The organism is Streptomyces sp. NPDC002309 (assembly GCF_053593375.1).
The window spans coordinates 1-24,419 of the sequence record NZ_JBSFCI010000065.1; the positions used below are offsets into that span (position 1 = coordinate 1).

Genomic DNA, 24,419 nt, shown 5'->3' on the forward strand with positions numbered 1-24,419 from the left:
ACACCTGCATCGACTGGTGGGTGAACAACACAACACGCCCCCCCCCCGCCACCGGCTTGTCCGCATACGTTCTTTCCCGCTGCGAGCCGTCGGCCCAACGACGGCTTCCCTTACGGAAGATCGGGGGTGCACTCATGCGCATAGGACTCCTCACCGAGGGTGGCTATCCGTATGTGAGCGGTGACGCCAGTCCCTGGTGCGACCGGCTCGTGCGCGGGCTCGCCCAGCACGAGATCGACGTCTACGCGCTCAGCCGCAGCGAGGACCAGGAGGGCGAGGGCCGGCTCGCGCTGCCGCCCCAGGTCCGCCGCGTCCGTACCGCACCGCTGTGGACGGCGCACGAGGACGGCGTCGTGTACGGCCGCCGCGCACGTCGGCGGTTCGCCGAGTACTACGGCGAACTGGCGTACGTGCTGTGCGGCGTGGCGGCCACCGACGGGGGCGACGGGACCTCCCGCGAGGGCAGCGCCGACGAGATCACGGGGGAGTACGGGATCTCCGGGGAAGGCAAGACCTCCGGGGTGTACGGGATTTTCAGGGAGACCGCGACCTCCAGGGAGACCGGGGTCTCCGGGCGGACGGGGATCTCCGGGGGGACGGGGATCTCCGGGGGGACGGGGATCTCCGGGGAGGCGCACGACTCCGCGGCCATGGTGGCGGACCGTTTCGCCAGTGCCCTGTACGGCCTTGCCGAACTGGCCCGCGAGGAGGGCGGACTGGTGGGCGCGCTGCGCTCCGAGACCGCCGTACGTGCCCTGGAACGAGCCTGTCGCGCGCCGGGGGCCCTGCGCACGGCGCACGAGGCGCGCGTACCCGATCTGCTCACCGTCGCCGACCGCCTGGAACACGCCCTGCGCCCCCTCTCGCTCGACTGGTACGAGGGCGACGGACTCGGCTCGGCCGACCTGTGCCACGCGGCGTCGGGTGGCGCCGCTGCCCTGCCGGGCCTGCTGGCACGGCACTTCACGGGCGTACCCCTGCTGGTCACCGAGTACGGGGTGCGGCTGCGCACGCACTACCTCGCCGCCGGCGACTCCTCGCCCGCCGTACGGTCCCTGCTCGCCGCCTTCCACGGCAGGCTCGCCGCGGAGATCTACCGGCGAGCCGCATGCATCACGCCCGGCAACGCGCACGCCCGTCGCTGGCAGGAGCGCTGCGGTGCCGACCGCACGAAGCTCCGCACGGTGTACCCCGGCATGGACGCGGGCCCGTTCGCCGAGGTGGGGGAGTCCCCGGAACGCGCCGCGCCGGGCACGCTGGTATGGGTCGGCCGGATCGAGCCGACCAAGGACCTCATCTCCCTCCTGCACGCCTTCGCGGAGATCCGCAAGGAAGAACCGGCCACCCGCCTGCGTGTCGTCGGCCCGCCCTCGGGCCCCGAGGGCGCCGCCTACCTCACCCACTGCAAGGCGCTGGCCGCCCAGCTCTTCCCCGACGAGGCCACCGGTCCGCACGCCGTCGGCGACAACCCGGTCTCCTTCGAGGAGATCGGCGGCCCGGAGACCCCGACCCTCGCCGACGCCTACGCGTCCGGGGCCGTGAGTGTGCTGTCCAGTGTCGTCGAGGGCTTCCCGATCAGCCTGGTCGAGTCGATGTTCTGCGGTCGGGCGACAGTGTCGACCGATGTCGGCGCGGTCGTCGAGATCATCGGCGGTACGGGTCTCGTGGTCCCGCCCCGCAATCCACGGGCGCTCGCCGAGGCGTGCGTGGCGCTGCTGCGTGACCCCGAGCGCCGCGCACGCCTGGGCGCCGCCGCGCGTGCCCGCGCGCTCGAACTGTTCACCGTGGAGCAGAACATCGAGGCATTTCACGGCATTTACCTGGAGATCGTCTCGCGCAGCCCCGCCCGCCACGCGTCCCTCGACGACGGGGGCGACCCGCTCCCCTTCGCCGTCCCCGCCGAGGCCCACCTGCCCGGCCGATGGACCGCCGCCGCGAGCCGCGTGGTGGCCCGAGGCGGCCCCGCTTGGGCGGCGGGCCCACCCGTACGCGCCACCACGCGCGTCACCGCGGCGGAGGCGGCCCGATGACCGACGTCCACAAACGCGATCTCTCCGGCACACCGAGCGGCTCCAGCGCCTGGGACACCCGCTCGGACCAGCGTCTCGCAACGCATCAGCGCCTCGCGTCAGACGGGCGCCCGGCCAGTGACGAACGCACGTCGGAGCAGCGACCGACGACGAACCCTCACCTGACGGCGGACCAGCGCACGGCAGACCAACACCTGGCAGTGGACCCATACTTGATGCCGGACCCGCGCACGGCGGACCGGCGCCTCACGCCGGAGCCGTCGGCCGGGTCCTCCCCCCGGCCCGTCCAGCGCCCCGGTCCCGCGGACCCGGTGAAGGCGCTGATGCACCGGCACCGAGAGTTGTGCGCCCGCGCGGTGGACCCCCTGGAGATCGCCGCGGGTCTGGAGGCCCACGGCATCACCGACCGCACCGCCGCCCGCTTCCGCCACAAGGACGTCTTCTCGCTGGCGGAGGAGATGTACGCCCGGTTCCCCCGTGACGACGACTCCCCCCGGGCCGCCACGCCCTCCACCACCCCCCGTCCTCGCACCCTGTGGATCGTGCGCACGCTCCTCCCCGGCACCACCTGCGCCGCGACGCTGGCCGCCCTGCACCTCACCCACGGCCAGACGCGCCTCCTCGCGGCCGCGGCAGGCATCCTGGCCGTCGCCCTCTCCCTTCGCGCGGCCCTGTCCCGAGGCCCCCTGAGCACGAGCAGACCTCAGCCCGCCGGCACCCACTTCTGGACCTGCTCGCTCCTCGTCTACGCCACGCTGGGCGACGGCCTCCTGAATGCAGCCGCCTCAGGAGGCCCCGAAGCCCTCCCCACCACCGCACCGGACGCCCCCTGGCCCCTCACCGTGGTGCCCGTCCTCACCATCACCCTGGCCTGCGCCCCCGCAGCCTGGCTCGCCCACCACCTCGCGGCGAGGGCCCGCCGCAAACTGGCGGCCAGTCGGGGCCTGGAAGACTTCGCCGCTTCGGTACGGCCCCTGCTGCTGAGCACGTTCGGCCTGTTTCTTGTGGCCGTGGCGGTCCTCCTCGCCCCCACCGCGTTCGCTCTGGGAGAGGAGACCGTGCCGTACCCCCAGACCCTCACCCTCGCCGCGCTCCTGTTCCTGGCCCGCCTCCTTGCCGTCCACGGCTCCGCCCACGCGCCCGCCGTGATCCTCACGGCCGCGGCGACAGCCCAGACGGCCGCCCTGGCGAGCCTCTTCACGGCCCGCCTCCCGCAGTGCGCCTTCCTCGCCGTCCCCGTCGAGACGGTCATCGACACCTGGGGCCCCGGCACAGTCCCCACCCTGATCTGCGGAACGGCCGCCCTGGCCCTGCTGATCCACGCGACCCGCAGACTGACCCGCGCCTCGGCGCACGCCGAAACGGCGGCGCCAAGGTGAGAAACGCACCCGCACACAGCGGGGTGGGGGCGCCCCGGGAGGTCCCCGCCCGGGGCGGCCGGCGCGTCGACGCAGACGATTCGGTGCGTTCCCCATGCGGCGCGGTTCCGTCGGACACCCCCGGGTACGCCTCAGCGTCCCCCGTCGCCCGCAGGCGCCACGGGCATCCCCACGACCCGCACGGGCCGCCGGGGCATGACGGGGCGCCGCAGGCATGACGGGGCGCAGTGCCCGGAGCCGTGCGCAATGCCCGGAGCCGTGCGCAGGCCGGGACAGACACGTCGCCGCTCCAGGTCCCCCCGCACTCCACACGTGGCTCCACCCGCCGGGCGCCACGGGCCACCACGCACCCCGTGGCTCCGCCCGCCCGACGGCCGCAGAAACCCCCCACCCCACCCCACACACATGGCTTTACGCGCCCCTGGTGCCGTAGGCCGCCACCCCTCCCCAAGGAGATCCCGATGACAACCTCCCGATCCGCCACTCCGGCCCCGGGAGCCGTCCGATGAGAGTCCTGCTGATCGGAGCCAACGGCTACCTGGGCCGCTTCGTCGCCGACCGCCTTCTCGCCGACCCGGCGGTCCAACTCACCGCCCTCGGCCGCGGCGACGACGCCGACGTCCGCTTCGACCTCGCCTCCGGCAGCCCCGGTGCCCTCACCCGCTTCCTCGACGCGGTCCACCCCGGCGTGGTCGTCAACTGCGCCGGCACCACCCGAGGCGGCGCCCGCGAACTCACCCGTCACAACACCGTCGCCGTGGCCACCGTCTGCGAGGCGCTGCGCCGCAGTGGCTGCGGTGCCCGCCTGGTCCAGATCGGCTGCGCCGCCGAATACGGCCCCAGCCAGCCCGGCTCGTCCACGGCCGAGGACGCCGTTCCCCGCCCCGGCGGCCCTTACGGCGTCAGCAAACTCGCCGCCACCGAACTGGTCCTCGGCTCCGGCCTGGACGCCGTCGTGCTCCGGGTCTTCTCTCCGGCGGGCCCCGGCACCCCCGCCGGTTCCCCCCTGGGCCGCCTCGCCGAAGCCATGCGGCGCGCCATGCAGACCGGCGACGGCGAGCTCAAACTCGGCGGGCTCGGCGCCCAGCGCGACTTCATCGACGTCCGTGACGTGGCCCGCGCGGTGCACGCCGCCTCGCTCTCCGCCGCGCAGGGCGTTATCAACATCGGCTCGGGCCGCGCCGTCCGGCTCCGGGACGCCGCCGCGGTCCTCGCCCGTGTCGCCGGGTACGGCGGCGCCCTGCACGAACTCGACGGCCCGCCGGGCGCCTTGCGCGCCTCGATCGGCCACCCCCGATCGGAGCAGGTGGCGCACCCGCGCGCCGCTGACCCCTTGATCCACCGCACCGACTCCGACCACGGCCTCCACGCCGTCTCCGGGAGCCACCAGGCGCCCACCGCCCAAGCCCTGCACGCCGCTCCCTCCTCGCACGCCTCCGCGCACACCGGCCCCGCCGCGTACCCCTACCCGGACGGCTGCGGCAACTGGCAGCAGGCCGACGTCCGCACGGCCCGCGACCGTCTCGGCTGGCGCCCCCGTATCAACCTCGAGGAGTCGCTCGCCGACATCTGGATGGAGGCGGCATGCCGTATCTGACCCGGTCGACGGCGAGAACCGCCGACACCGGCATCCACACCGGCTTAGGTGTCCCCGGCCCCGCCCACCCCCTCCTCGCCGCTTCCGAGTGGGCCGAACTCGCCCGCCACGGCGCCGCTCTGCACTGGGTCGTCCTCGACGTCGCCGACGGCCCCGGTGTGCTTCCCGACCCGCACTGCCTGGAAGCCGTCGGCCGCCTCCGCAACGCGGGCGTCCACGTCCTCGGCCGTCTCGACGTCCGGTACGGCGCCCGCGGCTTCGGCGAGACGGTCGCGGACGCCCGCCGTTATCTCGACTGGTACCAGGTCGACGGCTTCCTCCTGGACCGCTGCCCGGCCGACCGCGCGACCCTGCCCGAGGTGCGTCGCACGACGTCCGCGCTGCGTGCCCTGCACCATGAGGCCCACATCGTCCTCGGCCACGGCACGCACCCGTACCCCGGCTACGCCGAGTGCGCCGAGCAGTTGGTCACCTTTCGCGGCTCCTGGAGCGACTACCGCTGGTCGCAGGCGGCCGAGTGGACCGCCGAGTACGGACCCGAGCGCTTCTGCCACTTCGTGCACGGCGTGCCCCGGAGTCATCTGGAGGAGGCATTGCGCGTCGCCCGCTGGCAGGGGGCCGAGACCATCTACTTCACCGACCGCACGGATCGCGGCGGGCGCACGGACCCCTGGGAGGCGATGCCCGGTTACTGGGACGAAATCGTCTCGCGTATCGGAACAGGTGTCTCGGAATGAAAAAGGCCGTGGCAGTGTTACGGGGAGAACATCCGTAGTGATAGACCGACCAACGGAGTCCCCGTGTCGCTGCCACCCCTGGTCGAGCCGGCCGCCGAGCTCACCGTAGACGAGGTCCGCAGGTACTCCCGCCACCTGATCATCCCCGACGTCGGGATGGAAGGGCAGAAGCGGCTGAAGAACGCCAAGGTGCTGTGTGTCGGTGCCGGCGGCCTGGGTTCGCCGGCCCTGATGTACCTGGCCGCGGCGGGGGTCGGCACCCTCGGCATCGTGGAGTTCGACGAGGTCGACGAGTCCAACCTGCAGCGCCAGATCATCCACAGCCAGGCGGACATCGGCCGCTCCAAGGCCGAGTCGGCCCGCGACAGCGTGCTCGGCATCAATCCGTACGTCAACGTGGTCCTGCACGAAGAGCGGCTCGAGGCCGACAACGTGATGGACATCTTCAGCCAGTACGACCTGATCGTCGACGGCACCGACAACTTCGCGACCCGCTACCTGGTGAACGACGCCTGTGTGCTGCTGAACAAGCCGTACGTCTGGGGCTCGATCTACCGCTTCGACGGCCAGGCGTCCGTGTTCTGGTCCGAGCACGGCCCCTGCTACCGCTGCCTCTACCCGGAGCCCCCGCCGCCCGGCATGGTCCCCTCCTGCGCCGAGGGCGGCGTGCTGGGCGTGCTGTGCGCCTCCATCGGCTCCATCCAGGTCACCGAGGCCATCAAGGTCCTCACGGGCACGGGTGAGCCGCTGGTCGGCCGCCTGATGATCTACGACGCCCTGGAGATGCAGTACCGCCAGGTCAAGGTCCGCAAGGACCCCGACTGCGCGGTCTGCGGCGAGAACCCCACCGTCACTGAGCTCATCGACTACGAGGCCTTCTGCGGCGTCGTCTCCGAGGAGGCCCAGGCTGCGGCCGCCGCCTCGACGATCACTCCCAAGCAGCTCAAGGAGTGGATCGACGACGGCGAGAACATCGAGATCATCGACGTCCGCGAGATCAACGAGTACGAGATCGTCTCGATCCCCGGGGCCAAGCTGATCCCGAAGAACGAGTTCCTCATGGGCACCGCTCTGGAGACCCTCCCGCAGGACAAGAAGATCGTCTTGCACTGCAAGACGGGTGTCCGCAGTGCGGAAGTCCTCGCGGTCCTGAAGTCCGCGGGCTTCTCCGACGCCGTCCACGTAGGCGGCGGCGTCATCGGCTGGGTCAACCAGATCGAGCCGGACAAGCCGGTCTACTGATCCGGTCAGGTTCTGTGTGCGGCGGGGGCTTCGTGTGCCAGGGGCATGCGGAGCCCCCGCCGGCGTCATGAGCAGACCTTGCCGTCCTTCGGCACCGTTCCGTCCAGCGCGTACGCGTCGATCGTGGAGTCGACGCAGTCGCTCCCGCTCCCGTAGGCACCGTGTCCGTCGCCCTTCCAGGTGAGCATCACGCCGACGCCCTTGCCCAGCTCGTCCGCCATCCTGCGGGCGCCCTCGTACGGTGTCGCAGGGTCCCCGGTGTTGCCCACGACGAGGATCGGCGCCGCCCCGGGCGCGCTCACCTCCGGGGTGTCGAACTGCCCGGCCACCGGCCACTCGTGGCACCAGCCCGCCGTGTCCCACCCGAGGAACGGACCGAACACCGGCGAGATCTTCTCGAACTCCGGCAGCAGCTTCTTTGCCTGCTCGGGCGTGGGCCGCTGCTTGTCGTCCAAGCATGATATGACCCGTTGCGCGTGGGTCGTCGTGGTGTAACGGCCCCCCTCGTCACGCTCGTTGTAGCTGTCGGCGAGCGCCAGCAGCGCGGAGCCGTCACCGCGCTCGGCGGACTCCAGCGCCACGGTGAGCGTGGGCCAGCTCGACTTGCTGTACAGCGGCAGGACGATGCCGGTGAAGGCGAGCGACTGCGTGAGCTTGCGGCCGCTCGACGTGGCCAGCGGCTCCGCGTCGATCCGCTGCAGCAGGGCAGCGATCTCGCGGGAGCCCCGCTCCGGGTTCCGGCCGGTCGACTTCAGGTAGCCGTTGAGTGCGCGCTGGAAGCCGAGTGTCTGGTTCCTGGCGTGGCCCACCGCGTCGGCGCTCGGGTCCACGACCGCGTCCAGGACCAGTCGGCCGACGTTCCTCGGGAACAGATGGGCGTAGACACCGCCGAGTTCGGTGCCGTAGGAGATACCGAAGTAGTGCGTCTTCGCATCGCCCAGGGCATGCCTCATCAGGTCCATGTCGCGGGCGGTGTCGGCGGTCGAGACGTGCGCCAGCAACTTTCCGGTGGACGCCTCGCAGTCCTCGCCGAAGCCGCCGGCGTCGCGGAAGTACGCCGTCTCCTCGGCCGGTGTGTCCGGACTGATGTCCACCGCCTCCGCGGCCTGTATCTCCTTGTCGCTGCGGCAGCGGATGCCCTCGCTGGCGCCCACTCCGCGAGGGTCCCAGCTCACGAGGTCGTACCGCTCGTGCAGCGTCGAGGCGGTGGACGCGTACGCCGGCAGGGTCGAGACGCCCGAGCTGCCGGGACCGCCGAAGTTGAAGAGCAGCGAGCCGATGCGGTCGTCGCCGTGCGCCTCGGAGCGAATGAGGGCCAGGTCGATCGTCCCGCCTTCGGGCTTCGCCCAGTCCAGCGGGACCTTGAGCGTCGCGCACCGCCACTCGTCTCCGGGGGCGGGGGCGTCGTCGCTGGCCTCGCAGTCGCCCCAGTCGAGCTTCTGGTCCGCGAGCGAGGCGGGCAGCGGGGAGGCGGACCCGCCGGAGGACTCGGCCGGCGGCGGGGCGGACGTCCCCTTGCCGTCGTCGGACGAGTCGCCGGACGAGCCCCCGCAACCCGCCGCCAACAGCCCGGCGGCGACGGTCACAGCCGTCCACCGTGCGAAGCGTGCCATGGCCACAATCCCCCCTGTCACGCCGCCCGCGCTCCATCGCGAACGGCTGTCCCGCCATGGTAGGCGGAGCAGACCCAAGCCGTCGGAGCCTGTGGATAACCTTTTGACCTGGGGGTTCGCGGTCAGGAACAGACCGTCCCGCTCGTCGGCACCTTCCCGTCGAGGAGGTAGCCGTCCACCGCCCGCTTCACGCACTTGCTCTCGCTGTCGTACGCGCCGTGCCCCTGCCCCTTGTACGTCAGCTCCACGCCGACGCCCTTGCCCAGGGCTTGCACCATCCTGCGCGCACCCTCGTACGGCGTGGCCGGGTCGCCGGTGTTGCCGATGACGAGGATCTGCGCCGAGCCTGGCGCGCTCACGTCCGGATGGTCGGCCGCGCCGGCCACCGCCCAGTCGGTGCAGCTCATCATGGACCAGGCGAGGAAGTCGCCGAACACCGGTGAGGCGGCCCGGAACTCAGGCAGCTTTCCCTTTACGTACTCGGTGGTGTAACGCGGCTTGTCGTCGGCGCAGTTGATCGAGACATTGGCGGCGATGAGGTTGCTGTACTCACCGTTCTGGTTGCGCCCGTTCAGCGAGTCCGACAGCATCATCAAGATCTGCCCCTCGCCGTCGTACGCCTGTTCAAGGCCCTCGGTGAGGTACTCCCAGAAGTCCTGCGAGTACAGGGCCTGGGCGATGCCGCTGGTGGCCGCGGTCTCCGTCAGCTCGCGGGGGAAGATGCCGGGGATCGGCTTGCTGTCCAGGTCCTTGAGCAGCTTGGCGATGCGGTCCTTGACGTCCTGCGCGCTGTCCCCGACCGGACAGTCCTCCTCCTGCGACACACAGTGCTGGGCGTAGTTGTCGAGCGCGAGCTGGAAGCCCTTGGCCTGCCCGAGCGAGCCCTGCTCGGAGTCCTGTGTGGGGTCGACCACGGCGTCGAACACCGCCCGGCCGACGTTCTTCGGGAACAGATGGGCGTAGACGCCGCCCAGTTCGGTGCCGTAGGAGATACCGAAGTAGTGGAGCTTGTCGTCGCCGAGCACCTGGCGCATCAGGTCCATGTCGCGGGCCGCGTCGGTGGTCCGCACCTGCGGCAGCATCTTCTCGGAGTTCTTCTCACAGGCGGCGTTGAACCCCCGGACGTTGTCGACGTACTCGGCGCGCTCGGTGGCGTCGTCCGGTGTGGCGTCCTGCTGGAAGTAGACGTCGAGCCGCTGGTCGTTCTCGCACCACACCCCTGCGCTGCGGCCGACCCCGCGCGGGTCGAAGCTCACCAGGTCGTAGCGGGTGCGCAGCGTGGTGTAGTCCTCGCCGAACGCGGGCAGCGTCGTGACGCCCGAACCGCCCGGCCCGCCGAAGTTGAAGATCAGTGAGCCGATGCGCTTGTCCGCCGGACCGCTCGACCTGGCCCGGATCAGCTCGATGCCGATGGTGTCGCCCTCGGGGTCGTTCCAGTCGAGGGGCGCCTTCATGGTCGTGCACTGCCACTCGCCGCCGTGCGGCAGCGGGGAGGGGGCGTCACCGCCACCCTGCGCCTGGTCGGGCGCCGGGCAGTCCTTCCAGCTCAGCTTCTGGGCCGTCAGATCCTGGTCCTGGGAGTCGTCACCGCACCCCGTCAGCGCGGTGGACAGCAGCACGGCGGAGGCGGTCAGGGCAGCGGCGCGCAGCCGGGAAGGTTTCGGCATGCATCCATCCTGCGCCCGCGAACGCCGGGGCGCTCGCCGTGCGCGAGCCGTACGAGGTACTGGTGCGTGGGGTGACCCGTGTGTGAGAGAAGGGAGACCGCGGGGCACCGAGGGGCACGTCGTCGCGGGCACGGGCGGCGGTACGCGTGCGTGCGCCCGTCTCACCACAGGTCACGGCGACGTCCCTACAGCGCGCCCTTGCGCGTCAGATGGTTGAACGCCAGCCAGCCCGGCAGCACCGGCAGCCACAGCGTCAGCAGCCGGAACAGCAGTACGGCGGGTGCGGCGACCTCACTGGGCAGGCCGACGGCGATCAGACCGACGGTCAGGGTCGCCTCGACGGCGCCCACGCCGCCCGGGGTCGGGGCGGCCGAACCCAGCGCGTTGCCCGCGAGGAAGACCACGGCCACGCCGGCGATGCTGATCGAGGTCGTCTCGTCGCCGAACGCGCGGATGGAGGCGTCCAGGCACATCACGAAGCAGGCGGTGAGCAGCAGCATGCCGCCGATGCCCGTGATCAGCTTCTGCGGCCGCTGGAGCACGTCCAGCATGCGCGGCACGACACCCGCGAACAGCGACCGCACGCGCGTGGAGACGAACTTCCGCATGAACGGCACCGACGTCACCACGAGCACCAGCACCGCCACCGTCAGCAGACCGGCGATGACGGTCCTGGACGGTGACAGGGAGGGCGTCTTCTCGGTACCGGTCAGATAGCCGAAGGCCAGCAGCATCAGGATGTGGCAGCCGAGCCCGAACAGCTGCGACGCGCCGACGCTGGCCACCGCGAGCCCGGGCCGAACGCCCGAGCGCTGCAGGAAGCGCGTGTTCAGCGCGACACCGCCGACCGCGGGCGGCGCCACGATCTTCACGAAGGACCCGGCGACCTGCGCCGCCACGGTCCGCACGAACGGCACCCGCTCCGGCACGAAGCCCAGCAGTGCCATCGCGGCGGCCACGTAGCTGAGCGCCGAGAACAGGACGGCCGCGATGACCCAGCCCCATTCGGCGTTGGCGATCAGCGGCCCGAACTCGATGTGGGTGAGCTGGGTGAGCAGGAAGTACGCGCCGATCGCGCCGGCGATGAGACTCATCAGCGTGCGCGGCCGCACCCGCTCCAGACGGGCCGGCTCGACCGGTGCCTGCGGCCGGATCCGGAGGACCTGGTGCCGGATCTGCGTGAGCAGGTCGTCCTCGCGCGCTTCGTCCAGAGCCTCGTCGATGGCTCGCTTCTCAGCTCTGTTCTGCGCGCGTACGGCCTTCTTGTCGGGCTTTTCCGGGACTGCCGAGGCGTCGTCCCCGGCGGCCTCGAGCCGGGCCTGCTTGGACTGCCGGGAGGCTTCCAGAACCGCCTCGCGTTCGCGTTCCGCCCGCTCCCTGGCCAGCCGCCGCAGCGTCGCGCGCGTGGAGCGGGTCAGGGCGATGGGCTGGAGCATGGGCAGGCAGTCGGCCACGGCGTCGGGGCCGAGCACCCCGACGGCGGAGGCCACCGCGCGCTCGGCGCCCACCCGGAGGGCGAGCGTCGTCATCAGCTGTGCCACGTCCATGCGCAGCAACAGATCGCCGGCCGCGATCTCGCCGCCCCGTAGGTCGGTGAGGATCACCTTGCCGGAACGATCCACCAGGATCGCGTCACCCGCGAGCCTGCGGTGGGCGATGCGTCGCGACTGCAGTGCCCGCACCTGGAGCCAGGTGTGGCGCAGCAGTTCGTCGGTGATCTCCTCTTCGGGGAGCGAGTCGAGGGTGCGGCCGCCGGTGTGCTCGTAGACGAGCATCACGGCGTCGGGGCCGAGCTCGGAGGTCGCGATGAGCTTGGGAGCGTTGGCGCCCGCCGCGATGGCCGCGTAGGCCAGCAGGGCCTCCTGCTCCAGGGCCTGCCGTAGTGACTGGAGGCTGCGACGGGTGGCGAAGCCGCGCAGCGTCAGGTTGCGCCACACCCGGTAGAAGAAGGCCTGTGCCTGCTGCTCGCGGTCGACGACCGTGACGTCCAGTGGCCGGCCGTCCTCCAGGGTGACGAAGTAGCGCCGGCCGCGGTCGCCGGCGTCCGCTGTGTCCGGGGTGTCCTCGCGGGACGCGCTCACCGGGTGGAAGCCGACCGTCCGCAGGCCCGCCATCAGCGTCCGGCCCGTCGGGCGGACATTGGGCGAGCCGACCGCGTAGAGGGTGCCGTACGCCACGGTCCAGCCGATGAGCACCGTCAGGATGATCGAGAACGGTGTGGTGTACCCGGTGACGAGCATCGAGAAGGCGTCGAGGAGCAGCACGATCCACAGGACCGCGCGCCAGCGGGGTCTGCGGGACATGCCGACGGCCGTCATGTACGCGATGACAGGGGCCAGATAGCCGTGCACCGGGTCGGTCAGTGCGTGGATGTCACCGGGCGAGGGTTGGGTGAGCGCGTCCTGGATCGAGTCGGGAGCCGCCCGGGCGACCCACAGGTCGGTGGCGAGGGTGACGCCGTGTGCGAGGACGGCGGCGAGCACGCCGTCGGCGATGCGCAGTCCGTCGCGCTTGATCAGCCGCTCGATCGCGAAAGCGACCGGCACCAGCAGGATCGCGATGCTGGACGCCAGCCCCGCGATCTTGATGAGCAGGTCGGGCGCCTGTCCGGTGCCCTTGCTGATGTCCTGTTCGAGGCCGGAGGTGGTGCCGTGCGCGAACGCGGCGATGGCCAGGAGCACGCCGATGGCGAGCAGTCCCACCAGGAGCCGCATGAGGTCGGAGGGGCGGTGCACACGTGCGGGGAGGAGAGGTTCGTCGCCCTCGACCTCGTCGGTCGGCGGGTCGTCGCGGTCGTGGCAGGGTTCGTCGCGATCGTGGCCGGGTCGGCGGTCGGCTGGGCCGCCGAGGTCGTGGTCGGCTCCGTGCTCGGTTGTGTCGCCGTGGGAGCGGCCGGTTCCGTGCTCGGTTGTGTTGTCCGGGTTGTGATCGGTTCCGTGCTCGGCTGTGCCGCCGAAGGTGTGACCGGGTCCGCGCTCGGCCGCGTCGTCATGGTCGTCGCTGTTTTCCCGCCCGACCGTGTCGCCGAGGTCGTGCCCGGAGCGCGGGCGTCCTGCCTCGCCCTCGGAGTCGCGGCCACCGCGTGGGGCCGTGCCGTGGGAGTTCTCGGCGGTGTCCCGACGGGCCGGGTCGTCGGCATCCATCACGGGTTCGTCGTCCGTATCGGCGGTGTCCGGGCGCGACGGGGCGTCAGGGGTGCTCTTCGCGCCCTTGGCGTGCACACCCTGCTGCTTCATTGTTTCTTCTTGATCTCGTATCACCAGTCACCGCCCGCACGATGGTGGCATGCCCCACCGACACACGGGGGCATCAGGGTGCAAATGCGGGGGCGCACAGTCTGCCCGAAGCGCTGCCTCAGGGCGAGCGTTACGCACAGTGGTCAGCGCGTCGCGTTGTCGGAGGCGTGCGGCAGGATGGGGCGAATGAGCGAGGACAGCCTTCCTGAGGACGCCCGCCCGGAGTGCGCGCAAGACCTGCCGGAGTATGCGCTGGACCTGCCAGAGTACGCCGAGCGGGTCCTGGAGGTCGCCGATCTGGTTCCGGAGGGGCGGGTCATGACGTACGGGGACGTCGCCGAGTGGCTGGAGGAGGGCGGGCCACGGCAGGTCGGCCGGGTGATGGCTCTCTACGGGGGCGCCGTTCCGTGGTGGCGCGTCGTCCGCGCGGACGGTGTCCTGCTTCCCGGGCACGAGCTGGAGGCGCTCGGGCACTACCGCGCCGAGGGCACGCCCCTGAAGGAGGCGGCCCGGGCGGCCGAGGGTCACCTGCCGCGCGTCGACATGAGACGCGCGCGGTGGGACGGCGGCGAACGCGCGGGGGCTCACACCTGACAGCTTCCGCCATGGAACGCGTCCGCGGGAGGCGTCTGATCCGTACGGGGGAAACAGGGCACATCCGTGGCATGACGTACGTTCGTGCTGCAAGGGACACGCGGGTCGCGTGAGCCGTGTGGGAAGAAGCGGAAGCCCAGCCTCCGTCCGGCCTGTCGGCGTAGCGTCGGCTGCACGTGTCCCCCTCATCCCGCGGTCACCGTCCTGCGCGCACGGCGGTCGGCCCCCCAGTACAACCACCACCAGGACCGGCGAACCACGTGAGCTCCTCTTCCTCCACCAGGCGCCTGCCGCACCAGCCGGTGCGGCAGGGGGACCGTGGCGCTTACCGGTTGGTGCGTACCCCGCCGGCCCTTCCGGATCCCCCTCGTCTGGACGCGGCACAGCGCGCGGTGGTTGACCACGGGGCAGGCCCGCTGCTGGTTCTCGCCGGCCCGGGAACCGGCAAGACGACCATCCTGGTGGAGTCCGTCGCCGCCCGCGTCGCACAGGGCACGGACCCCGCGCGGATCCTGGTGCTCACCTTCAGCCGCAAGGCGGCCGTCGAGCTGCGCGACCGCATGGCGCTGCGCATGGGGGCGGCACGCGCACCGCAGGCGACGACCTTCCACTCGTACTGCTACGCCCTGGTCCGCGCCCACCAGGACAGCGACCGGTTCGCCGAACCGCTGCGGCTGCTGTCCGGCCCGGAGCAGGATGTCGCCGTCCGTGAGCTGCTCGCGGGCCAGCCCGGCCTGGAGCGGCTCGGCCTCGCGCACGTGCGCTGGCCGGAGGAACTGCGCGCCTGCCTCACCACCCGGGGCTTCGCGGACGAGGTCCGTGCCGTGCTGGCGCGCAGCCGCGAACTCGGCCTGGGTCCGGAAGCCCTGGACGCCTTCGCCCGGCGCATCGGCCGTCCCGACTGGCGTGCCGCGGCCTCGTTCCTCGCCGAGTACCTCGACGTCCTCGACCTGCAGGGAGTCCTCGACTACGCCGAACTCGTGCACCGCGCGGTGCTCCTCGCCCGCCGCCCCGAGATCGCGGCGGGCCTGTCCGCCCGCTACGACGCCGTGCTCGTGGACGAGTACCAGGACACCGACCCCGCGCAGGTGCGGCTGCTGCACGCCCTGGCCGGCGAGGGCCGCACCCTTGTCGCCTTCGGCGACCCCGACCAGTCGATCTACGCCTTCCGGGGCGCGGACGTGAACGGCATCCTCGACTTCCCGCGCACCTTCCCACGCGTGGACGGCCGCCCCGCCCCCGTCGAGGTCCTGCGGACCTCACGCCGTTCCTCCACGGCGCTGCTGACCGCGACCCGGCTCCTCACCCAGCGCATGCCGCTCACCCGGCTCCCGGTGGAGAAGGTCCGCGCCCACCGTGAGCTGACCCCCCTGAAGGAGGGGGGCCGTGTCGAGGTCTTCACGTACCCGACGGCCGGCACCGAGCTGGACAACATCGCCGACATCCTGCGCCGCGCGCATCTGGAGGACGGGATCCCGTGGGGCGAGATGGCGGTCCTGGTGCGCGCCGGATCCCGCACGATCCCGACGGCCCGCCGTGCGCTCACGGCCGCCGGTGTGCCTCTGGACATCGACGGAGACGACGTGCCGCTGCGCCATGAGCCGGCGGTCGCACCGCTGCTGACGGCGCTGCGGGCGGTGGCATCGGCGGAGGCGGGGCCGCGTCCCCGAGGGGGCGTCGACGGGGAGGCGGGTACGGACGAGGTCACGGACGTACCGCCAGATGTCGGACAGCCTCATGGCAGGCAGGGGCAGGGGCAGGGGCAGGGGCAGGGGCAGGAAGAGCAGGAGCAGAGGCAGCAGCCGGGTTCCGAGCCCGAGGCGGACGCGGAGTCCCAGCCGCAGCCCGAGCCGGGCTCCGAGGCGAGGCTGGAACCGGAGTCGGGTCATGAAGCCGAGCCTCGGCCCGAGCACGTGCCCGTGCCCGGTTCCGAAGCCGAGCCGCAGGACGAGCCCGAGCCCGAGCACGAGCCCGGTCCCGAAGCCGAGCCGCAGGACGAGCCCGAGCCCGAGCCCGAGCACGAGCCCGGTTCCGAAGCCGGGCGGCAGCTCGACTCGGATTCCGAAGCCGGGCCCGGGATGGAGAGGTGCTGGCTCGACACCGAGACCGCGCTGACCCTCCTCGCCTCGCCCCTCGCCGGCATGGACGCCGCGGACCTGCGCCGGCTCGGGCGCGCCCTGCGCGACGAGGAGCGGGCGGCCGGCAATGCCGTGCCCCCGCCGTCCGACGACCTGCTCGCGCGGGCGCTCGCCGAACCCGAGCGTCTGGTGGCGCACGACCCGGCGTACGCGCGTGGCGCCCAGCGGCTGGGAGCGTTGCTGCAGAAGGCGCGGGCACGGCTCGCGGGCGGTGGTACGGCCGAGGAGGCGCTGTGGGACCTGTGGGAGGGCACACCGTGGCCCGCCCGACTGGAACGGGCGACCCGCCGAGGGGGTGCGGCCGGACGGAACGCGGACCGCGACCTGGACGCCGTGTGCGCGCTGTTCGCGAGCGCGGCACGCGCGGAGGAGCGCTCGGGCGGCCGCGGCGCACTGAACTTCCTCGAAGAGCTTCAGGCGGAGGACATCGCCGCCGACACCCTCGCGGGCCGTGCCGTACGGCCCGACGCCGTACGGCTGATGACCGCGCACCGCGCCAAGGGGCTGCAGTGGCGCCTCGTCGTCGTCGCGGGTGTCCAGGAGGGATTGTGGCCCGACCTGCGGCGCCGCGGTTCCCTGCTGGAGGCCGACCGCATCGGCCGCGACGGACTCGCCGAACCGCTCACACCGGGCGCGCTCCTCGCCGAAGAGCGCCGTCTGTTCTACGTCGCCGCCACACGCGCGCGTGAGCGCCTCGTCGTCACCGCGGTGAAGGCCCCCGCGGACGACGGAGACCAGCCTTCCCGCTTCCTGACCGAGCTCGGCGTCGAACCCAGGGACGTCACCGGCCGCCCCCGCCGCCCGCTGTCCGTGGCCGCGCTCGTCGCCGAGCTGCGCGCCACGACCGTCGACCCGCGCGCGTCCGAGGCGCTCAGGGAGGCTGCCGCGCGCCGGCTGGCCCGGCTTGCCGCGCTCGCCGACGAGGAGGGCCGCCCCCTGGTCCCGTCCGCGCATCCGTACCGCTGGTGGGGCATGTTCGAGCCCACCGAGTCCAAGGTGCCGCTGCGCGACCGCGACCAGCCCGTCGTGCTGTCGGGCAGTGCCCTGGACCAGCTCGCCAACACCTGCGCCCTGCAGTGGTTCCTCGGCCGAGAGGTGAAGGCCGACGCGCCCGCCACCGCCGCCCAGGGCTTCGGCAACGTGATGCACGTGCTCGCCGACGAGGTCGCCTCCGGGCGTACCCCGGCCGATCTCGACGTGCTCATGGAGCGTCTCGACTCGGTGTGGAACGCCCTCGCCTTCGACGCCCCGTGGAAGTCGGTGCAGGAGAAGCAGCACGCGCGCGTGGCGCTCGAACGCTTCCTCCAGTGGCATGTGATGGACCGCACGGGACGTACGCCGGTGGCGAGCGAGCACGACTTCGACGTCACGCTCGGAGCGGGCGACTACGAGGTGCGCGTCCGCGGCTCCATGGACCGGGTCGAGGCGGACGGCGAAGGCCGCGCGTACGTCGTCGACTTCAAGACCGGCAAGCAGGCGCCCACGTCCAAGGAGGTAGGACGCCACCCTCAGCTGGCCGTCTATCAGCTGGCGGTGCGCGAGGGCGCCGTGGACGAGGCGTTCGACGGTGTGCGACCCCGGCCGGGCGGCGCCGAACTGGTCCAGCTGCGTCAGGGCGCCGCCAAGAGGGACGGCGGCGAGACCCTGCCCAAGGTGCAGGCCCAGGAGCCCTTGGAGGGCGAGTGGGTCGGCGAGCTGCTGGCGACGGCGGCCGGCAAGGTGCTCGACGAACGGTTCTCCCCGACCACCGGCCAGCACTGCGCGCACTGCGCGTTCCGGGCGTCGTGCAGCGCCCGCCCCGAGGGACGCCACGTGGTCGAGTGATGTTCGGCCGAGTGATATTCGGTCGACGTGTGGTCGAGTGACATAGCGCACGACAGGGGCTGACCTGCGCTTGTGCTGCCTCGGCGGCCGATGCGGCATGCGTTGTCAGTGCCCGGCGCTAGCCTCTCTGGGGTGTCCGCACGTATCACCGATCCCGAGCAGCTCAAGGAGCTCCTCGGGATTCCGTTCACCCCGGAGCAGACGGCCTGCATCATCGCGCCGCCCGCCCCGCAGGTGATCGTGGCCGGAGCGGGCTCCGGAAAGACGACGGTGATGGCGGCGCGCGTGGTGTGGCTGGTCGGCACCGGCCAGGTCGCGCCACAGGAGGTCCTCGGCCTCACGTTCACCAACAAGGCCGCCGGTGAACTCGCCGAGCGGGTACGCAAGGCGCTCGTGAAGGCCGGCGTCACCGACCCCGACGCCATCGACCCGGACGATCCGCCCGGTGAGCCCGTGATCTCGACGTACCACGCCTTCGCGGGCCGTCTGCTGACCGACCACGGCCTGCGCATCGGCCTCGAACCGACCTCCCGTCTGCTCGCCGACGCCACCCGCTACCAGCTCGCCGCGCGCGTGCTGCGGGAGGCCCCCGGCCCCTATCCGGCGCTGACCCGCTCCTTCCCGGACCTCGTCAGCGACCTCCTCGCCCTCGACTCCGAGCTCGCCGAACACCTAGTCCGGCCCGAGGACCTGCGCGCTTGGGACGCCGGGCTGCTGCACACCCTGGAGGGCGCCAAGCTCACCAACGCCGACCTGCGCAAGGTCCCCGACACCGCCGCCGCCCGCAGGGAACTCGCCGAACTGGTCCTGCGGTACCGGGCCGCCAAGCGCGAACGGGACCTGCTCGACTTCGGCGACCAGATCGCCCTCGCCGCACGGCTCGCCCGGCTTCCCGACGTCGGGCGCATCCTGCGTGACGAGTTCCGCGTGGTCCTCCTCGACGAGTACCAGGACACCTCCGTCGCCCAACGCGTCCTGCTGGCGGGACTGTTCGGCGGTGGCACCGGCCACCCCGTGACCGCCGTCGGCGACCCCTGCCAGGCCATCTACGGCTGGCGCGGTGCCTCCGTCGCCAACCTGGACGACTTCCCCGAGCACTTCGCCCACCCCGACGGCACCACGGCCGAACGCCAGGCGCTGAGCCAGAACCGCCGCAGTGGAGGCCGGCTCCTGGACCTGGCCAACGGACTCGCCGAGCCGCTGCGCGCCATGCACGCGGGCGTGGAGGCCCTTCGCCCGGCGCCCGGCGCCGAACGGGACGGCATTGTGCGCTGCGCGCTGCTGCGCACCCATGCCGAGGAGATCGACTGGATCGCCGACTCCCTCGCCCACCTCGTCCGCACCGGCAAGGAGCCCGGCGAGATCGCGGTGCTGTGCCGCACCGCGACCGACTTCGCCGAGATCCAGGGCGCGCTCGTCGCCCGCGACGTCCCCGTGGAGGTCGTCGGCCTCTCCGGGCTGCTGCATCTGCCAGAGGTGGCCGACCTGGTCGCCGTCTGCGAGGTGCTCCAGGACCCGGGCGCCAACGCCTCCCTGGTCCGCCTGCTGACGGGCCCGCGCTGGCGCGTCGGCCCGCGCGACCTCGCCCTGCTCGGCAGGCGTGCCCGGCTGCTGGTGTCGCACACGCGCGTGGCGGGGGACGACGACCCCGACCGCAGGCTCGCCGAAGCGGTCGAGGGGGTCGACCCGGCCGAGGTGATCTCGCTCGCCGACGCCCTGGACACGTTCCTGGAGTCCCCGATGGAGGGTGGCCGGAACGACGACAGGCTGCCGTTCTCGCCGGACGCGCGTGTGCGGTTCGCCCGCCTCGCCGCCGAACTGCGTGACCTGCGCCGCTCGCTCTCCGACCCGCTCATGGACGTCCTGCACCGCGTCCTCGCCGTCACCGGCCTCGAGGTCGAGCTGTCGGCGTCCCCGCACGCCCTTGCCGCCCGCCGCCGCGAGACCCTGTCCAACTTCCTGGACGTCGCCGCCTCCTTCGCGGCCAACGAGAGCGAGGCCAGTCTGCTGGCCTTCCTGGGGTTTCTGCGCACCGCCGCCCAGTACGAGAAGGGCCTCGACAACGCGCTCCCGGGCGGCGAGAACACCGTCAAGGTGCTCACCGCGCACAAGTCCAAGGGCCTGGAGTGGGACGTCGTGGCCGTCCCCGGGCTCGTCACCGGGACGTTCCCCAGCGGCCAGGGCCGCGAGAAGTGGACCGCCCAGGCCAAGGTGCTCCCGCACGAGCTGCGCGGCGACCGCGACACGCTGCCCGACATCGAGACGTGGGACGCGCGCGGCATGAAGGCGTTCCACGAAGCGATGAAGGACCACCAGCACACCGAGGAGCTCCGCCTCGGTTACGTCGCCTTCACTCGCCCCCGCTCCCTTCTCCTCGGCTCCGGCCACTGGTGGGGCCCCACCCAGAAGAGGCCCCGCGGTCCTTCCGACTTCCTTGTCGCCCTCTACGAACACTGTGCCGCCGGTCACGGCGAGATCGAGGCGTGGGCGGACGAGCCCGCCGAGGAGGAGGAGAACCCCGTCCTCCATCAGGAGACCGCCGATCTGCTGTGGCCACTGCCCCTGGACGCCGCCGCACAGGCCAGGCGCCGGACGGCCGCCGAGACGGTCCTCGCCCACCTGGACGCCCTCACCGGCCACGACGACGACCACCCGGCCGCCGTGCACGATCCCGACGCCTACGACGACCCGGAATGGCCACCACCGCCGGACGACGAGAACCTCGACGGCATCCCCGCGGACTTCGACGGCATCCCAGCAGACCCTGACAGCATCCCCGCACACCTGCACGGCATCCCCGCACACCCGGACGCCGCTCCTTACGAAGGGGACGCCTACCAGGACGACGACCTGGGCGACTGGGACTCGTGGAAGAGAGCCCCCCACCCGACCGTCCCGCACCAGCCGGCACCCCGGGACGCCGGCGCGGACCTCCCGCACACCCCGGCGCCCCCGCGCGCTGCCGCGGACCCGGGTGCCCGTCCGCACGCGTCCGGGCCGCGGCCCGGCACCCTCACCCCCGAGGAGTCCCGCGCCGTCGCCTCCTGGGACCGCGACCTCGACGCGCTCACGGGTGAGCTGCTCCGCGCGCGGGAGGCCGTCACCGAGGTGCCGCTGCCGGCCTCGCTGACCGCGTCCCAGTTGCTGCGCCTGGCCGCCGACCCGGACGGCTTCGCGCAGGAGCTGGCCCGGCCCATGCCGCGGCCGCCGCAGCCCGCTGCCCGCCGGGGCACGCGCTTCCACGCCTGGGTGGAGGCCCGCTTCGAGGAGCTGACGCTTCCCCTGTTGGAGCCGGAGGAGCTGCCCGGCGGCGACGCCGAGATCGCGGACGAACGCGATCTGGAGAGCTTGAAGGAGGCCTTCGAGCGGACCGAGTACGCCCACCGCACGCCCTACCGCGTCGAGACGCCCTTCCAGCTGACCATCGCCGGCCGCGTCGTACGGGGCCGTATCGACGCCGTCTACCGGGACGGGGACGGCGAGGGGACGACGTACGAGATCGTCGACTGGAAGACGGGGCACGGCCGGACGGCCGACGCCCTCCAGCTCGCCCTGTACCGGCTGGCCTGGTCCGAGCGGCAGGGCGTCCCTCTGGAGTCGGTCACGGCCGTGTTCGTGTACGTGCGGACGGGCGAGGTCGTGCGGCCGGACGACCTGCCCGACCGGGCCGCGCTGGAGCGGCTGCTGCTGGACGAGCCGTACGGTGACGAACGGCACGAACAGGGTGTCAGCGCGGGCCGATAGGCTCGGGAGTATGAGCCAGACCCCGGACAGCGCCGTCCGCACGTACATCGACCGGCACCGCGCCGCCTTCCTGGACGAGCTTGCCGAGTGGCTGCGCATCCCGTCGGTGTCCGCCCAGCCCCAGCACGCCTCCGACGTGCGGCGCAGTGCCGACTGGCTCGCGAGCAGGCTCAAGGAGACCGGTTTCCCGACCGCCGAGGTCTGGCAGACGCCGGGCGCCCCCGCAGTCTTCGCCGAGTGGCCCTCCGAGGACCCGGGGGCACCCGTGGTCCTGGTGTACGGCCACCATGACGTCCAGCCCGCCGCCCGGGAGGACGGCTGGGACAGCGACCCCTTCGAACCGGTCGTCCGGGACGACCGCCTCTACGCGCGCGGGGCCGCCGACGACAAGGGCCAGGTCTTCTTCCACACCCTCGGGGTCCGCGCCCACCTCGCCGCCACCGGCCGTGCCACCCCGGCCGTCACCCTGAAGCTGCTGATCGAGGGCGAGGAGGAGTCCGGGTCGCCGAACTTCCGGGACCTCGTCGAGAAGCACGCGGAGCGGCTCGCCGCCGACGCGGTGATCGTCTCCGACACCGGGATGTGGTCCGAGGACACCCCCACGGTGTGCACGGGCATGCGCGGCCTCGCCGAGTGCGAGATCCGGCTGTACGGCCCGGACCAGGACATCCACTCCGGCTCCTTCGGCGGCGCAGTACCCAACCCGGCGACGGCCGTCGCCCGCCTGGTGTCCGCCCTGCACGACGAGCAGGCGCGCGTGGCGATCCCCGGCTTCTACGACGGTGTCGTCGACCTCACCGACCACGAGCGCGCGCTCTTCGCCGAGCTCCCGTTCGACGAGGCCCGGTGGCTGCGCACCGCCAGGTCGCACGCCACCGAGGGCGAGGCCGGCTACACCACCCTGGAGCGCGTCTGGGCCCGCCCCACCGCCGAGGTCAACGGCATCGGCGGCGGCTACCAGGGCCCGGGCAGCAAGACGATCATCCCGTCCTCGGCGATGGTCAAGCTCTCCTTCCGCCTGGTCGCCGGGCAGCACCCGGACCACATCGAGCGGCTGGTCCGCGCCTGGGCCGCCGACCAGATCCCCGCCGGGATCCGGCACGAGATCGCCTTCTCCTCGGCCACCCGCCCCTGCCTGACACCGCTGGACCACCCCGCGCTGAGGTCGGTCGCACGCGCCATGAACAGCGCCTTCGGCCGGCCGATCCGCTACACGCGCGAGGGCGGTTCCGGACCGGCCGCCGACCTCCAGGAAGTACTGGCCGCACCCGTGCTCTTCCTGGGCATCTCCGTCCCCTCCGACGGATGGCACGCCCCGAACGAGAAGGTCGAGCTGGACCTGCTCCTCAAGGGCGCCGAGACCGCCGCCTACCTCTGGGGCGACCTGGCCGAGCACTGGCGCCGTGCGCCCTGACCGCCCGGCCGAGGGGGCGTCCCGCGCGCGGCACACTGGAAGGGCCGCCCGCGCCACGGCGCCCCGCCGGATCCGGACGCCTCCCACCGCACAGCCCGCTGAACCGTCGCCGAATCAACCGTTCCACCGGGGGAGTTGGAAGCACCCGTGACCACCTGGACCGACCACACCGCCGACCGACCCATCTCGCTCACCGCCCCCAGCGGCATCGACCGTGCCGCGCACCACCGGCTCGACGAGGCCTGGCTGGCGGCGGCGTGGAGCCACCCCACGACCCGCTGCTTCGTGGTGTCCGGCGGCCAGGTCCTCATCGACGAGACGTCCGACGGACGGACCGAACTCGTCATGGGCCCGTCCTTCGAGGCCCCGCTCACCGAGGCGCACCGCTACTTCCTGGGCATCGACGAGGAGGGCGTCAGCTACTTCGCGCTCCAGAAGGACGCGCTGCCCGGCCGCATGGACCAGTCCGCGCGCCCGGCGGGCCTGCGCGAGGCCGGCCTGCTGCTGTCGCCGCGCGACGCGGGCCTGATGGTGCACGCGGTCGGACTGGAGAACTGGCAGCGCACCCATCGTTTCTGCTCGCGCTGCGGCGAGCGCACGGTCATCGCGGCCGCCGGGCACATCCGCCGCTGCCCCGCCTGCGGCGCCGAGCACTACCCGCGCACCGACCCCGCCGTGATCATGGCCGTCACCGACGAGGAGGACCGCATCCTGCTCGGCCGCCAGGTCCACTGGCCCGAAGGACGCTTCTCGACGCTGGCCGGCTTCGTGGAGCCCGGCGAGTCCATCGAGCAGTCGGTACGCCGTGAGGTCCGGGAGGAGGCCGGCATCACCGTCGGCCAGGTCGAGTACGTGGCCAGCCAGCCCTGGCCCTTCCCGTCCAGCCTCATGCTGGGCTTCATGGCCCGTGCCACCTCCACCGAGATCAACGTCGACGGCGACGAGATCAGCGAGGCCCGCTGGTTCTCCCGCGACGAACTGCGCGCCGCCTTCGACTCGGGTGAGGTGATGCCGCCCTACGGCATCTCGATCGCCGCCCGCCTGATCGAGCTCTGGTACGGCAAGCCCCTGCCGGCGCGCAGCACCTTCTGAGGGGAGACGTACGAGAAGGGCCCCCGCCGCCGAGGAAGGCGGTGGTCGGCCCGGAGCCCGAGACCAGCGCGGTGAGGGCGCCGGCGGCGCGGCCGGCCGCGAGGGTGTCGGC

The 24,419-nt window shown here is 72.5% G+C and carries 13 protein-coding genes; 10 read left to right on the top strand and 3 right to left on the bottom strand.

Annotation, left to right across the window (positions count from 1 at the left end; genetic code table 11):
• The first annotated feature begins 134 nt into the window (after positions 1-134).
• From ACWCPM_RS32745 to moeZ, 5 genes are all read left to right on the top strand, one after another.
• Positions 135-2,030: a DUF3492 domain-containing protein gene (locus ACWCPM_RS32745; protein WP_450979907.1), complete on the top strand. Its 1,896-nt coding sequence runs from the start codon at positions 135-137 to the stop codon at positions 2,028-2,030.
• 215 nt (positions 2,031-2,245) lie between these two features.
• A complete protein-coding gene (locus ACWCPM_RS32750) occupies positions 2,246-3,409 on the top strand; it encodes a hypothetical protein (protein WP_450979908.1) in 1,164 nt (387 codons plus the stop codon).
• A gap of 505 nt (positions 3,410-3,914) precedes the next feature.
• Positions 3,915-5,006, top strand: a complete 1,092-nt coding sequence (locus tag ACWCPM_RS32755) for an NAD-dependent epimerase/dehydratase family protein (RefSeq protein WP_450979909.1) — start codon at positions 3,915-3,917, stop codon at positions 5,004-5,006.
• Positions 4,994-5,743: a spherulation-specific family 4 protein gene (locus ACWCPM_RS32760; protein ID WP_450979910.1), complete on the top strand. Its 750-nt coding sequence runs from the start codon at positions 4,994-4,996 to the stop codon at positions 5,741-5,743. Before ACWCPM_RS32755 ends, ACWCPM_RS32760 begins: the two co-directional genes overlap by 13 nt.
• 63 nt (positions 5,744-5,806) lie before the next feature.
• The gene (gene moeZ / locus ACWCPM_RS32765; RefSeq protein ID WP_450979911.1) at positions 5,807-6,985 is read left to right on the top strand and encodes an adenylyltransferase/sulfurtransferase MoeZ; all 1,179 of its coding nucleotides are present in this window, start codon (positions 5,807-5,809) and stop codon (positions 6,983-6,985) included.
• Between the two features lie 65 nt (positions 6,986-7,050).
• On the opposite strand, the gene ACWCPM_RS32770 is transcribed toward moeZ, so the two are convergent.
• The 3 genes from ACWCPM_RS32770 to ACWCPM_RS32780 all read right to left on the bottom strand — a co-directional run bounded on the left by ACWCPM_RS32770 (position 7,051) and on the right by ACWCPM_RS32780 (position 13,501).
• Positions 7,051-8,598, bottom strand: coding sequence for an alpha/beta hydrolase (locus ACWCPM_RS32770; protein WP_450979912.1), 1,548 nt, complete (start codon positions 8,596-8,598; stop codon positions 7,051-7,053).
• Positions 8,599-8,720: 122 nt separating this feature from the next.
• Complete coding sequence (locus ACWCPM_RS32775; RefSeq protein ID WP_450979913.1) at positions 8,721-10,265, bottom strand: alpha/beta hydrolase; 1,545 nt, start codon at positions 10,263-10,265, stop codon at positions 8,721-8,723.
• A 185-nt stretch (positions 10,266-10,450) separates the two neighbouring features.
• Positions 10,451-13,501 (bottom strand): lysylphosphatidylglycerol synthase domain-containing protein, encoded by a 3,051-nt coding sequence (locus ACWCPM_RS32780; protein WP_450979914.1) that lies wholly within the window; start codon positions 13,499-13,501, stop codon positions 10,451-10,453.
• Positions 13,502-13,687: 186 nt separating this feature from the next.
• On the opposite strand from ACWCPM_RS32780, the gene ACWCPM_RS32785 reads away from it, so the two are divergent.
• From ACWCPM_RS32785 to nudC, 5 genes are all read left to right on the top strand, one after another.
• Positions 13,688-14,095 (top strand): MGMT family protein, encoded by a 408-nt coding sequence (locus ACWCPM_RS32785; protein ID WP_450979915.1) that lies wholly within the window; start codon positions 13,688-13,690, stop codon positions 14,093-14,095.
• Positions 14,096-14,355: 260 nt separating this feature from the next.
• Positions 14,356-18,057: a UvrD-helicase domain-containing protein gene (locus ACWCPM_RS32790; RefSeq protein WP_450979916.1), complete on the top strand. Its 3,702-nt coding sequence runs from the start codon at positions 14,356-14,358 to the stop codon at positions 18,055-18,057.
• Positions 18,058-18,147: 90 nt separating this feature from the next.
• Positions 18,148-21,801, top strand: a complete 3,654-nt coding sequence (locus tag ACWCPM_RS32795) for a UvrD-helicase domain-containing protein (protein WP_450979917.1) — start codon at positions 18,148-18,150, stop codon at positions 21,799-21,801.
• A 10-nt stretch (positions 21,802-21,811) separates the two neighbouring features.
• On the top strand, positions 21,812-23,215 hold the full coding sequence (locus tag ACWCPM_RS32800) for a dipeptidase (protein ID WP_450979918.1): 1,404 nt from the start codon (positions 21,812-21,814) through the stop codon (positions 23,213-23,215).
• 147 nt (positions 23,216-23,362) lie between these two features.
• Positions 23,363-24,307, top strand: a complete 945-nt coding sequence (gene nudC / locus ACWCPM_RS32805) for an NAD(+) diphosphatase (RefSeq protein ID WP_450979919.1) — start codon at positions 23,363-23,365, stop codon at positions 24,305-24,307.
• Positions 24,308-24,419: the final 112 nt, after the last annotated feature.

Excerpts from the sequence above, each read along its gene's own strand:
- ACWCPM_RS32760 (WP_450979910.1), top strand. The coding sequence starts at position 4,994 with ATGCCGTATCTGACCCGGTCGACGGCGAGAACCGCCGACACCGGCATC.
- ACWCPM_RS32785 (WP_450979915.1), top strand. The coding sequence starts at position 13,688 with ATGAGCGAGGACAGCCTTCCTGAGGACGCCCGCCCGGAGTGCGCGCAA.
- ACWCPM_RS32775 (WP_450979913.1), bottom strand. The coding sequence starts at position 10,265 with ATGCCGAAACCTTCCCGGCTGCGCGCCGCTGCCCTGACCGCCTCCGCC.
- ACWCPM_RS32780 (WP_450979914.1), bottom strand. The coding sequence starts at position 13,501 with ATGAAGCAGCAGGGTGTGCACGCCAAGGGCGCGAAGAGCACCCCTGAC.
- ACWCPM_RS32800 (WP_450979918.1), top strand. The coding sequence starts at position 21,812 with ATGAGCCAGACCCCGGACAGCGCCGTCCGCACGTACATCGACCGGCAC.
- ACWCPM_RS32750 (WP_450979908.1), top strand. The coding sequence starts at position 2,246 with ATGCCGGACCCGCGCACGGCGGACCGGCGCCTCACGCCGGAGCCGTCG.
- ACWCPM_RS32770 (WP_450979912.1), bottom strand. The coding sequence starts at position 8,598 with ATGGCACGCTTCGCACGGTGGACGGCTGTGACCGTCGCCGCCGGGCTG.
- ACWCPM_RS32795 (WP_450979917.1), top strand. The coding sequence starts at position 18,148 with ATGCGGCATGCGTTGTCAGTGCCCGGCGCTAGCCTCTCTGGGGTGTCC.
- ACWCPM_RS32745 (WP_450979907.1), top strand. The coding sequence starts at position 135 with ATGCGCATAGGACTCCTCACCGAGGGTGGCTATCCGTATGTGAGCGGT.
- ACWCPM_RS32755 (WP_450979909.1), top strand. The coding sequence starts at position 3,915 with ATGAGAGTCCTGCTGATCGGAGCCAACGGCTACCTGGGCCGCTTCGTC.